Genomic DNA, 11,206 nt, shown 5'->3' on the forward strand with positions numbered 1-11,206 from the left:
AATCACAGGAGAGTCCCATGAAACTGTTGCATATCGATTCGAGCATCCTGGGCGACAATTCCGCCTCTCGCCAACTGAGCCGTGAAGTGGTGCAGGCTTGGAAAGCCACCGACCCAACCATCGAAGTGGTGTACCGGGACCTGGCAGCCGATGCCATTGCTCACTTTTCTTCCGCCACACTGATGGCTGCCGGCACCCCCGAAGAAGCCCGTGATGCGGCCCAGGCCTTCGAAGCCAAGCTCAGCGCCGAGACGCTGGAAGAATTTCTCGCCGCCGACGCCGTGGTGATTGGCGCACCCATGTACAACTTCAGCGTACCGACCCAGCTCAAGGCATGGATCGACCGTGTTGCCGTGGCCGGCAAAACGTTCCGCTACACCGAAGCAGGCCCCGAAGGCCTGTGCGGTAACAAAAAAGTGGTGCTTGTTTCCACCGCTGGTGGCTTGCATGCCGGCCAACCTACCGGGGTTGGGCATGAGGAGTTCCTCAAGGTGTTCCTCGGCTTCATCGGCATCACCGACGTTGAAGTGGTCCGTGCACACGGCCTGGCCTATGGCCCGGAGCAGCGTACTCAGGCTATCGATGCCGCGCAAACGCAGATCGCGGCCGAGCTGTTTGCTGCGGCCTGATCATCCTGTGACAAGAGCCGGCAGGCGCGACTTGCGCCTGCCGGTTTTTTTCATTCATGTTTCATCTGCCAGCCGCCTGGCTGATCCTATGCTCAAGCTATCCTGATGCCTGTTGCGCGATAGCTTACCGATGAACACTTCTCGTTACTTGCTGGCATTTCTGCTCAGTGGCTTATTGGGCCATGCCGACGCTGCGTCTTGGGTTGCCGGCCTGCACCATATGACGCTGGACGACCCGGTCGACGCAAGGCCCATGCAGGCGCTGGCGTTCTATCCCTCCAATGGCACGCCCCGCGCTATTCGCATCGATGGTTACCCGATCGAGGTTGCCGAAGAAGCGCCGGTAGCGCTCGGCCAGTTTCCGTTGCTGGTGTTGTCCCATGGCAATGCTGGCAGCCCGCTGGCCCTGCATTACTTGGCTACCGCCTTGGCCCGGCGGGGCTTTGTCGTGGTGGCTGTGGTGCACCCTGGCGACAATGCTCGCGACCACAGCCGCCTTGGGACCCTTAGCAACCTTTACGGCCGCCCTCTACAGGTCAGCGAGGCGATCACGGCCACCCGCGAAGATACCTTGCTCGGCCCTTATCTGAATGACGGCAAGGTCGGTGTGATTGGTTATTCGGCCGGTGGCGAAACCGCGTTGATCCTGTCTGGGGCTCAACCAGACCTCGAACGCCTGCGCCGCTATTGCCTGGAGCGCCCAACTGACGCCGACGCCTGCAAGACCCATGGCGTGCTCATCGCCGACCGCAGCGAGCTGCAACCTAAGGCCGATGCGAGGGTAGGTGCGGTGATGCTGATGGCGCCGCTAAGCCTGATGTTCGGCCGCCACGCCCTGGCAGGGGTGAAGGTGCCAGCGCTGATCTATAGCGGCGACAGCGACCAGCTGGTAGCTGTGGACCGTAATGCCGAGCAATTGGCGCAAAAGTTGCCGATTGCACCGGACTACCGTGTGCTGGCCGGTGCCGGGCACTTCGTGTTCATGGCCCGTTGTGACCAACAGCAGTGGCTGCGCATGCCGGCGTTGTGCAAGGACGCCGAGGGCGTAGATCGGCGGCACATTCACCACTCCCTGCAGCGCGATACCGCAAACTTCTTCACCCAGACCCTGGGCGCTCCAGAGCCCGCGGAGCGTTCAGCTGCGACGGCTGCGGCGCGCCAGTAACATCGTCAGGCCAACTCCAGCCAGGGCCAGCAGGGCAGCCACGCAAAAGATCGAGGCATAGCCAAGGTGCACAGCCACCGCGCCCATCACTGGGCCGGCTATGGCCAGTGCCATGTCGAAGAACACCGCGTAAGCGCCTAGTCCGGCGCCGCGGCTGCTGCTCGGTACCGGTTTTATCGCTTCGACCCCAAGGGCCGGATACACCAGCGACAGACCAAAGCCGGTCAGCCCGGCACCGACCAGCGCCCAGGCCGGTGAGGGCGCCAACCACAGCAGGCTCAGGCCCAGCACCTCCGTGGCCATGCAGGCCATGGCCACGTTGAAGCCGCCAAAGCGGTTGACCGCATTGACGAACAGTAGGCGGGAAATGATGAAGCACAGCCCGAAAGCGCTAAGGCACCAGGCTGCGCCAACCCAGCCACGTTCCAAGTAGTAGAGCGTCACAAACGTAGTCAGGGTGCCGTAGCCGATCGACGCCAGCGTAAGGCCGAGCCCACAGGGGGCAACGCGTAGGAATGCCGACCAGAACGCCAGCCGCTCCCCCCGTGTAACCACTGCGTCCGGGCGTGTGCGTAGCACTAGCAAAGCCAGCAATGCCAGCACCAGCAGAGCCGGGCCCAGCACGCTGAAATTCAAATCGGCCACCGCCAGCACGCCCAGAGGTGCGCCGATGGCTATGGCCCCATAGGAAGCGATACCGTTCCACGAGATCACCCGCGCGGTGTGCTCGGGGCCAACCTGGCTGATACCCCAGCTCAGGGTGGCAACCCCGATGAGCCCCTGCGCCAGCCCAAGCAAAACGCGGCCACCGAGCAGCAGCCCCAGGCTCAGCAGCGGTAGCTGAAGCGACCAAGCCGAAAGCAGTGTCAACACACCACAAGCGCCGATGGCGAGCAGGCCATAGCGAATCGCCCGTTTACCACCCAAGGTATCGGTCACCCGCCCCGCAAATGGGCGGCTGAGCAAGGTGGTCAGGTATTGCAGGCCAATGGTCACCCCGGCAATGACCGCGCCAAAGCCTAGTTGGTCATGCACATAGCTGGGCAGTACCGCAATCGGCAGGCCGATGCACAGGAAGGCAATGAAGGTGTAGAACACGATCGACAGAATCTGCACAGTGACGGTGAACGTGCTACTGGCGGGGGCGGGCTGTTGCGCGGTCATGGGCTCATTCGCGGACGGGCGGGCGTGGGCTAATCATGGCCGTTGGGCGAAGGAAATGAAAGCAGGCTAACTAATTAATCGACCGGATGTTCGATCCTAGGCCGTTCGGCCCTGAGAGGAACGGCCGGGATGGTGGCCCCGGCCGGCCCAGGTGACTTAGACCACCACGCCCTGGCTGCGCAGGTAGTCGTCGTAGGTCCCGCTGAAGTCCACCACACCGTCGGCGCTCAGTTCGATGATACGGGTCGCCAGTGAGGAAACGAACTCGCGGTCGTGGCTAACGAACAGCAAGGTACCGGGGTAGTTCTCCAGCGCCAGGTTCAGGGCTTCGATCGACTCCATGTCCAAGTGGTTGGTCGGCTCGTCCATCACCAGCACGTTCGGCTTTTGCAGAATGAGCTTGCCGAACAGCATACGGCCTTGCTCACCACCGGAAATCACCTTCACCGACTTGAGAATCTCGTCGTTGGAGAACAGCATGCGCCCGAGGGTGCCCCGGATCACTTGTTCGCCGCTGGTCCACTGGCCCATCCAGTCGAACAAGGTCATGTCGTCTTCGAAGTCATGGGCATGGTCCTGGGCGTAGTAGCCTACCTCGGCGCTGTCGGTCCACTTCACTTCGCCTTTGTCCGGGGTCATTTCACCGACCAGCGTGCGCAGCAGGGTCGTTTTGCCGATGCCGTTGGGGCCAATGATCGCCACGCGCTCGCCGGCTTCGATGGTGAAGCCCAGGTCTTTGAACAACACCTTGTCGTCAAAGGCTTTGGCCATCTTCTCGACGGTGACTGCCTGGCGGTGCAGCTTCTTGGTCTGTTCGAAGCGGATGAATGGGCTCACCCGGCTCGACGGCTTGACTTCGGCCAATTGGATCTTGTCGATCTGCTTGGCGCGCGAGGTTGCCTGCTTGGCCTTCGAGGCGTTGGCCGAGAAGCGGCTGACGAAGGTCTGCAGCTCGGCGATCTGGGCTTTCTTCTTGGCGTTGTCCGACAGCAGTTGCTCTCGCGCCTGGGTAGCAGCGGTCATGTATTCGTCGTAGTTGCCTGGGAATACCCGCAGCTCGCCGTAGTCCAAATCGGCCATGTGCGTGCACACGCTGTTGAGGAAGTGCCGGTCGTGGGAAATGATCACCATGGTGCTGTTGCGCGCGGTGAGAATGCTTTCCAGCCAGCGGATAGTGTTGATGTCCAGGTGGTTGGTGGGTTCGTCCAGCAACAGTACATCCGGGTCAGAGAACAGCGCTTGGGCCAGCAGCACGCGCAGCTTCCAGCCTGGCGCCACTTCGCTCATCGGGCCAAAGTGCTGCTCCAGGGGGATCCCCAAGCCCAGCAAAAGCTCACCGGCACGGGATTCGGCGGTATAGCCGTCCATTTCGGCGAACTCGGTTTCCAGCTCGGCGACGGCCATGCCGTCTTCTTCGGTCATTTCTGGCAGCGAATAGATACGATCACGCTCAGCCTTGACCTTCCACAACTGACCATGGCCCATGATCACGGTATCAATCACAGTGAAGTCTTCGTAGGCGAACTGGTCCTGGCGCAGCTTACCCAGGCGGGTGTTCGGCTCGAGCATGACCTGGCCTGCGGACGGCTCAAGATCGCCGCCGAGGATCTTCATGAAGGTCGACTTGCCGCAACCGTTGGCGCCGATCAGGCCATAGCGGTTGCCGTTGTTGAATTTGACTGAAACGTTTTCGAACAGTGGCTTGGAGCCGAACTGCATGGTGATGTTGGCGGTAGAGATCAAGTGCTTGTCCTGCGGGGGTTCCAGAGGTGTATTTAGGCCCTCTCGTCATTTTTGGGCCAATTCTGGGCCAATTCGACTCGGGGCGGCAGCTTCTCCAGCTCCCTCCAATCCGAGGAGGAGCTGATCCATTTCGCGTAGGTAGAAAGCAACATCTCGACGCTATGGCCAAGCTGGTTCGCGATGAACGCAGGGTTCATCCCAGGCATGAGGCACATGGTTGCGTAGGTGTGGCGGATGTCGTACTGACGGCGTTCACGGATGTTCAGCGCCTTGAGCGCCGATTTAAAGTGGCGGATTGTAACACTTGGCTCGTTGATCCACAGCCTACCTTTGCTCGGTTGGAACACAAAAGGGCTAATTGGGTGGGCTGATTTGGATGCCATGGGTCGAAGAGTCGCCATCTGCTGGGCCTGGGTGATGGCGTTGAGCGCGCGCTCGTTGAGTGGCACCTCCCTGTGATGCTTAGTCTTCGTGCGTTTCTCTGGTGCGAGGTTGCCTCTGTGCGGCGTCTCGAAATCGGCCTCCACTAACGACTGCTATCGACCATTGGAGTCGCTGGAGCCGTCTAGGAAACCATGGGCGATTCAACTGACCGGTTGCAGGCGAAGCATTCATCGAATGTCCAGCACTCGATCCAGCGAACAGCTTCCGCCCCCTCTGCCGATCAGCAACAGCAGCAGGCCCGCCCAAACCAAATGGGTGGGCCAGGCGTCCGGGTAGACGAACACCTCTATTACCGTGGTCATGCCCAGCAACGCTAGGGCCGATAGGCGGGTAAACAGGCCCAGTACCAACAGCATCGGGAAGAAGTGCTCCGCGTAGGTTGCCAGGTGCGCGGCGATGTGCGGTGGTAGCAGCGGCAACATGTACTCGGTGCGGAACAACTCGTAGGTGCTCGGGGTGATGCTCAGGAGGCCCTCGACCTTGGTGCGACCGGAAAGAAAGAAGGTTGAGGCAATCCCGAATCGCGCTACCAGGCACAGAAGCGCGTCGCTGAGCCAGTGCTGCAGTAATTCGGCTAGGCGATTCCAGCGCCGGCGCAGGCCGCTGCCGTGAAGGTGGGGGCGGGCGATATCCATGGTGGCCTCCTCAAGTGAGGTTGATGGGACGGAAAACCCCGGCACCGAGCAGCCGGCCGAGCAGGTCGTGAAAGTCCAGATCGGGTTGCGTCGCGAGCGCCAGGGCCGAGGCCCGGTCCAAGTCGTTGCCGGCCGCGCAGGCGTCAAGGAAAGCACAGCCGCCTGCCTCCAGCGCATGCCAGGTGACGCCTTCGGCATGGCCGACGAGCAATGCGCCCTCGCCCCGCCAGGGTAGTTCCTCCGGTATCGGCAGGGCCTCGCGGTTGTAACGCCAGATGCTGTAGATCGGTTGCCCGTTGAACCAGCCCCAGCGCACGCAGGTGCGCGGCTCCAGGCGGCAGGCGGCGAGGTCACACGCGCTCATGCCGGCGAGGCTGGCCAGTTCCAATAGCGCTTGCGCAGGGGCGGCGAAGGCCTCGTTCCACAGTCGGTCCAGGCGCGCCACAGGGCCAAGGTAAGGAAGCTCCCGCGCGGGTTCGAACGCTTCGAGGAAGTCTGCGAAACCCTCACCGTAAAGAATCAGCCTGACATCGCAAGGCGGCGTCTCGCGAGCGTGGATGGCGGCCGCGGCACGTAGCCAGTCTTTCCCGACCAGGCGTTCGATGGTCGGGAAGTTGTCGCACAGCGCATCGACGCAGCCCTTGAGCACGGTGTTGCGATACACCTCAAACCCCGACTGCGCGGTTAGGCTTCGCAGCGCCGGGACAGGGCGCCGATGGAGGGCTTCGACGAAGGCGTCCTGGAATGCACCGAGTGCGGTCTTCATGGGGTCACTTGAGCCAGGTTGAGGATCGCCTGGGCGCGATGGCGTTCGGCCTGCAGGACGTCGAAGGCTGGCAGATGGTCGTCACGCTCGATCAGTGTTGGTATTGGACCAATACGCTGAATGAGATGCTCGTAGAGCGCCCAGACCGGTTCGGCGACAGGTGCGTCGTGGGAGTCGATCAGCAATTGGCCACCCTCATCGTGACTGTGCCCGGCCAGGTGGATTTCGAGAATGGCCGCCGCGGGGAAGAGATCAAGATAGCGCATGGCATCGAAGCCTAGGTTGTGTGCGCTGACGTGCACGTTGTTGACGTCCAGCAGCAGGCCACAGCCAGTGCGCAGCGCCAGTTCCGTGAGGAATTCGATTTCACCCCAGTCGTGGCCCTCCAGGCGCACGTAGTGGCTGGGGTTCTCGATGGCGATGCGCCGGCCCAGAGCTTCCTGTGTGCGCTGGATGTTCTCAGTTATGCGTGCCAGGGCAGCATGACTGCGCGGGAAGGGCAGCAGGTCCGGGTGATACTGGCCGCGCCAGCTTGACCAGGCCAGGTGCTCGGAAATCAGCAGCGGTTGCACGCGCTCGACCAACACGCGCAAGCGTTGAAGGTTTGCCTCGTCAGGTGCGGCATCGGCCGCCAGGGACAGCGAAACCCCGTGCAGCGACAGCGGATGCCGCTCGGCGATCCGCTCCAGCCAAGCAAGGCGGGGACCGCCGACCATGTAGTTCTCCGGATGCACTTCGAACCAGAGACCTTGGCCAGAGCAAGCCAACGCCTGGGCGTAGTGTTCGCCTCTGAGCCCCAGCCCGGCGCCAAGTTGATGGAATGCGCTCATGGTCGGCGGCCTTGGCTCAGGCTTTGCTTGGGGTCAGCGAGCCCATGCCATTGGGCGTCTTGATGGTGGTGCAGGTGCCGGCCGGAACGTTCTTCCAGTGCATGCCGTCGTAGTCCTTCTTGGCGCTGCCCGCACAAGTTGTACCCGCACCTGCCTTGCAGTCGTTCTTGCCGGCCTGGGCGACGCCGTAGCACTTCTCCATGGTGGTGCCATTGCTGGCCTTGGTGTTCATGTCCTCGGCCAGAGCGTTACCGGTGATGGCGGCAAGGGCAAGGGCGGCGGTGATGAGGGGCAGGGTTTTCATAGTGCGGTCTCCGGTTCGAGTAAGGGGCCGCGGAAGGATCCGTCGGCTCGATGAGTAGTTCGCCAGCAGCTGCGATCCGGTTACAGCGCCTTAAAATTTTTTGAGATTTTTTCGCTGCGGCCCTAACGTATTGAACGAATACCTGTTTTCCGCATGCCAACGGCACGCCAGTTGGCTTGGATAAGGGCGGGACAGAATTCATTTACGGTGTAACCAGGACGGCCGATGCAACGAACTACCAGCCAGGAGGTGCTGATCGCGCGTGAGGCTCAGCTGCAGGCGTTGCTGCTGCGTGGCCTGGACGGTGACGGCAGGGCGTATCGCGAGTTCCTCAGTGCGCTCGGCTCGCACTTGCGAGCTTTCCTGGGCCGGCGCCTGAGCCAGCGCCCCGACGAGGTCGAAGACCTGCTGCAGGAGGTGCTGCTGGCGGTCCATAATGCCCGCCACACCTACCGCGCGGACCAGCCTTTGACTGCCTGGGTGCAGGCCATCGCGCGCTACAAGCTGGCTGACCACTTCCGCGCCTTCGCGCGCAGGGAGGCCCGCCACGATCCGCTGGCGGACGACGAGGGAGAACTGTTCGCCGTTGAGGATGGCGAACCCGCTCAGGCCAGCCGTGATCTGGGCAAGCTGCTGCGCCAGCTACCCGAAAAGCAGCGCCTGCCGATTGTTCATGTAAAGCTCAATGGCCTGTCGATTGAGGAAACTGCCAGTCTGACTGGGCTATCCAGCTCTGCCGTGAAGGTCGGCATCCACCGTGGGCTCAAGGCCTTGGCGACTATCATCCGAGAATTGCGAAACGATGAAGACCAATGAACTGATCGACCTGTTGAGCGCCGGTGAGGGCGCGGTTGACCGACACCTCTCTGGCAAGCGTTTCGCCATCGCCTTGGGGGTCGGCGCCTTGGGCGCGTTGCTGCTGATGGCGGCAATTTTCGGTGTGCGACCTGACCTGGGCGAGGTCGCACGCACCCCGCTGTTCTGGGCCAAGGTTGCCCTACCCGGTAGCCTTGCCCCACTTGCCCTGTGGCTGAGCAGCCGCCTGGCGCGGCCAGGCGTGGGTGGTGGTGCAGCCTGGTTGCTGCTGGTGCTGCCCCTGCTGCTGGTCTGGATCGGCGCAGCGGTGGAGCTGGCTGCAGTACCTGCTGACGTCCGCGCCGACCTTATTCTTGGCAAGACCTGGCGCACCTGTGCGCTGAATATTGCGCTGCTCTCGGTGCCGACTTTCGCCGGCACGTTCTGGGCGCTGCGCGGTCTTGCGCCAACCCGCCTGCGCCTTGCCGGCGCGGCGGGAGGGCTGCTGGCGGGGAGCACGGCGGCGCTTGCCTACTGCCTGCACTGCCCGGAGATGGGCATTCCATTCTGGAGCGTCTGGTATCTGCTTGGCATGTTGCTGCCGACAGCCATGGGCGTGCTGCTCGGACCTCGCTTGTTGCGCTGGTAGCGCGGCGTTTCCGGTCTAGGTAGGACCCGCGCAAGCCGCGGTGCGCTAGGGTTGTCGCAGGTGCGGGACGATTCGGCGATTCATGCGGCCAGCATGTCGTCCCTATGGGGCGGCCTAATTGCATGAGCCTTGAATCGCCCCTGGTTTCGTAGACATTTGAATGGCTACAAAGGGTCAATAAGCGTCTCAAGATTGGGTAAACCATCCTTGTCCTACTTCACATGAAGGACAAGCCATGAACGCTATTACGAGCAGCAGCCATCAGCCTTGGAGCAAGGAAAATTGGTCGGGCAGAAACTCCCGCTCCGACTGCAAGATATCTGGGCCATTCGGGTGAGGCTCCAAATCGCGGAGGAAACCTGTGATTTGGCACTTTTCGATCTGGCCATCGATCGCAAGCTACGAGCGTGCGTTCTGACCAAGCTTTGCGTACACGACATTGCTCATGGGGAGCACGTGTCATCGCGAGCGATAGTGATGCAGCAGAAAACTCAACGTTGCGTACAGTTTGAAATTACAGACAGCGTCCAACGACGTTCGAGGTATGACCGTCGCGACTCGACCCAAAGCAGCCCTTCACAAAAGGCCGCAATGGGTCACTGGTCATAGCTGATGAGCAATTGGCGCTTTCTCTCGGCGATTGATGCGGTGGAACTCAACCCGCTTACTCGGCAAGGTTCAGTAGGTCTCTGCATCATCAGGTTGCGCAGCTAAGCCCATCATATTCCTTTACGATTGTCGGTTATCGTATGGTGGATTTGCCAATGATGGATCAAACGGCCATGAGCGATACCCCCCACACTGCCCGCAACCACTGGACTGTTTTCTTAATCTTTCTGCGATTGGGCCTGACTTCTTTTGGTGGCCCAATCGCTCACTTGGGGTACTTCCGAGACGAATTCGTTGTGCGTCGACAGTGGCTAAGTGAGCGCAGTTATGCGGATTTGGTCGCCCTTTGCCAGCTTCTACCAGGGCCTGCTAGCAGTCAGGTAGGCATCGCGCTTGGGCTGTCTCACTCGGGCTATGGCGGCGCACTGGCTGCGTGGATGGGATTCACCTTACCTTCCGCGACTGCTCTGATCCTCTTGGCCTTGGGCATCGCCAGTTATGGCCATGCCGTGCCCACTGGCGTGCTGCACGGCTTGAAGGTGGTTGCCGTGGCGGTGGTCGCGCAGGCGGTATGGGGTATGGCGCGTAATTTGTGCCCTGACGTGCCGCGTATATCCATCATGGCGGCAGCGACCTGCTTGGTGCTGATCATGCCGTCCGCCTTAGGGCAAATGGGCGTCATTGTTATCGCCGCGACCATTGGTCTGTTGCTGTTCAAGCCCCTGCCGGACGAGTCCCATGATCCATTGCCCATTAGCATCCGGCGGCGCGCTGGCCTATTCTGGTCGGCCCTGTTCTTTGCTTTTCTGATCGGGCTGCCGCTCCTGGCAAAGTTGTTCCCATGTCAGATGCTGTCGATGGTGGACGCTTTCTACCGTACCGGCTCGCTGGTCTTCGGTGGCGGGCATGTAGTGCTGCCGCTATTGCAGGCTGAGGTCGTGCATTCTGGTTGGGTCGACAACGATATATTCTTAGCTGGCTATGGCGCAGCTCAGGCAGTCCCTGGCCCGCTATTCACCTTCGCAGCATTTCTCGGCGCCTCAATGAACCAGGCACCCGGCGGTTGGCTTGGAGGCCTGATCTGCTTGCTGGCGATTTTCGCGCCTTCTTTCCTGCTGGTGGTCGGAGCTTTGCCGTTCTGGGAGCGTCTGCGTCGCAACAGCCGCACCCAAGCGGCACTGCTGGGCATCAACGCGGCTGTGGTGGGGCTGTTGCTTGCCGCCCTATATCAGCCGGTATGGACGAGTGCGATTCACGCCCCAGAGGATTTTGGTCTGGCCATTGTGGCACTAGTTGCGTTGATGTTCTGGAAGTTGCCGCCGTGGCTGGTTGTACTCGGCACTGGCGTGCTGGGCGGGCTCTTGAATACCGCTGTGTGAGGCTAATTGCTGAATGTCCGCAATTAGCCGATTACTACATCTCGCCAAAGGCCGCTATGGTTCGATAGTTGCCTTTCACCGCTGACCTCACTGC

General features: G+C 61.3%; 12 protein-coding genes and 1 pseudogene. 6 read left to right on the forward strand and 7 right to left on the reverse strand.

Going from position 1 to position 11,206, the window contains the following annotated elements; translation table 11 throughout:
* The first annotated feature begins 17 nt into the window (after positions 1–17).
* Positions 18–629, forward strand: a complete 612-nt coding sequence (locus ACK59H_RS05035; RefSeq protein WP_060477319.1) for an FMN-dependent NADH-azoreductase — start codon at positions 18–20, stop codon at positions 627–629.
* Between the two features lie 130 nt (positions 630–759).
* Positions 760–1,794 (forward strand): dienelactone hydrolase, encoded by a 1,035-nt coding sequence (locus tag ACK59H_RS05040; protein WP_060477320.1) that lies wholly within the window; start codon positions 760–762, stop codon positions 1,792–1,794.
* On the opposite strand, the gene ACK59H_RS05045 is transcribed toward ACK59H_RS05040, so the two are convergent.
* From ACK59H_RS05045 to ACK59H_RS05075, 7 genes are all read right to left on the reverse strand, one after another.
* Complete coding sequence (locus tag ACK59H_RS05045; protein WP_060477321.1) at positions 1,765–2,958, reverse strand: MFS transporter; 1,194 nt, start codon at positions 2,956–2,958, stop codon at positions 1,765–1,767. The genes ACK59H_RS05040 and ACK59H_RS05045 overlap by 30 nt on opposite strands.
* 156 nt (positions 2,959–3,114) lie before the next feature.
* Positions 3,115–4,701 carry an ABC-F family ATPase gene (locus tag ACK59H_RS05050; protein WP_060477322.1) on the reverse strand — a complete coding sequence of 529 codons (1,587 nt, stop codon included), beginning with the start codon at positions 4,699–4,701 and terminating at the stop codon, positions 3,115–3,117.
* A 32-nt stretch (positions 4,702–4,733) separates the two neighbouring features.
* Positions 4,734–5,228 (reverse strand): tyrosine-type recombinase/integrase, encoded by a 495-nt coding sequence (locus ACK59H_RS05055; RefSeq protein WP_081016604.1) that lies wholly within the window; start codon positions 5,226–5,228, stop codon positions 4,734–4,736.
* Positions 5,229–5,312: 84 nt separating this feature from the next.
* Positions 5,313–5,780 (reverse strand): DoxX family protein, encoded by a 468-nt coding sequence (locus tag ACK59H_RS05060; RefSeq protein ID WP_060477323.1) that lies wholly within the window; start codon positions 5,778–5,780, stop codon positions 5,313–5,315.
* A gap of 10 nt (positions 5,781–5,790) precedes the next feature.
* A complete protein-coding gene (locus tag ACK59H_RS05065) occupies positions 5,791–6,546 on the reverse strand; it encodes a DNA-binding domain-containing protein (protein WP_060477324.1) in 756 nt (251 codons plus the stop codon).
* The gene (locus ACK59H_RS05070) at positions 6,543–7,376 is read right to left on the reverse strand and encodes a DUF692 domain-containing protein (RefSeq protein ID WP_060477325.1); all 834 of its coding nucleotides are present in this window, start codon (positions 7,374–7,376) and stop codon (positions 6,543–6,545) included. The genes ACK59H_RS05065 and ACK59H_RS05070 overlap by 4 nt, the downstream gene beginning before the upstream one ends.
* Before the next feature lie 16 nt (positions 7,377–7,392).
* The gene (locus ACK59H_RS05075; protein WP_060477326.1) at positions 7,393–7,680 is read right to left on the reverse strand and encodes a DUF2282 domain-containing protein; all 288 of its coding nucleotides are present in this window, start codon (positions 7,678–7,680) and stop codon (positions 7,393–7,395) included.
* A 225-nt stretch (positions 7,681–7,905) separates the two neighbouring features.
* Here ACK59H_RS05075 and ACK59H_RS05080 point away from each other — a divergent pair, with 225 nt between their 5' ends.
* The 4 genes and pseudogenes from ACK59H_RS05080 to chrA all read left to right on the forward strand — a co-directional run bounded on the left by ACK59H_RS05080 (position 7,906) and on the right by chrA (position 11,112).
* Positions 7,906–8,496 (forward strand): sigma-70 family RNA polymerase sigma factor, encoded by a 591-nt coding sequence (locus ACK59H_RS05080; protein WP_060477327.1) that lies wholly within the window; start codon positions 7,906–7,908, stop codon positions 8,494–8,496.
* Positions 8,483–9,124, forward strand: coding sequence for a DUF1109 domain-containing protein (locus tag ACK59H_RS05085; RefSeq protein ID WP_060477328.1), 642 nt, complete (start codon positions 8,483–8,485; stop codon positions 9,122–9,124). The genes ACK59H_RS05080 and ACK59H_RS05085 overlap by 14 nt, the downstream gene beginning before the upstream one ends.
* A gap of 235 nt (positions 9,125–9,359) precedes the next feature.
* A pseudogene (locus ACK59H_RS05090) lies at positions 9,360–9,655 on the forward strand (integrase); the annotation flags it as partial.
* A gap of 251 nt (positions 9,656–9,906) precedes the next feature.
* Complete coding sequence (chrA, locus tag ACK59H_RS05095) at positions 9,907–11,112, forward strand: chromate efflux transporter (protein ID WP_060477393.1); 1,206 nt, start codon at positions 9,907–9,909, stop codon at positions 11,110–11,112.
* Positions 11,113–11,206: the final 94 nt, after the last annotated feature.

Source organism: Pseudomonas sp. KCJK9000, assembly GCF_046230725.1.
In the GTDB taxonomy this organism is placed as follows: domain Bacteria; phylum Pseudomonadota; class Gammaproteobacteria; order Pseudomonadales; family Pseudomonadaceae; genus Aquipseudomonas; species Aquipseudomonas promysalinigenes.

Coding starts and splice junctions, on each gene's coding strand:
- ACK59H_RS05035 (WP_060477319.1), top strand. CDS start 18: ATGAAACTGTTGCATATCGATTCGAGCATCCTGGGCGACAATTCCGCC.
- ACK59H_RS05040 (WP_060477320.1), top strand. CDS start 760: ATGAACACTTCTCGTTACTTGCTGGCATTTCTGCTCAGTGGCTTATTG.
- ACK59H_RS05045 (WP_060477321.1), bottom strand. CDS start 2,958: ATGACCGCGCAACAGCCCGCCCCCGCCAGTAGCACGTTCACCGTCACT.
- ACK59H_RS05060 (WP_060477323.1), bottom strand. CDS start 5,780: ATGGATATCGCCCGCCCCCACCTTCACGGCAGCGGCCTGCGCCGGCGC.
- ACK59H_RS05065 (WP_060477324.1), bottom strand. CDS start 6,546: ATGAAGACCGCACTCGGTGCATTCCAGGACGCCTTCGTCGAAGCCCTC.
- ACK59H_RS05070 (WP_060477325.1), bottom strand. CDS start 7,376: ATGAGCGCATTCCATCAACTTGGCGCCGGGCTGGGGCTCAGAGGCGAA.
- ACK59H_RS05075 (WP_060477326.1), bottom strand. CDS start 7,680: ATGAAAACCCTGCCCCTCATCACCGCCGCCCTTGCCCTTGCCGCCATC.
- ACK59H_RS05080 (WP_060477327.1), top strand. CDS start 7,906: ATGCAACGAACTACCAGCCAGGAGGTGCTGATCGCGCGTGAGGCTCAG.
- ACK59H_RS05085 (WP_060477328.1), top strand. CDS start 8,483: ATGAAGACCAATGAACTGATCGACCTGTTGAGCGCCGGTGAGGGCGCG.
- chrA (WP_060477393.1), top strand. CDS start 9,907: ATGAGCGATACCCCCCACACTGCCCGCAACCACTGGACTGTTTTCTTA.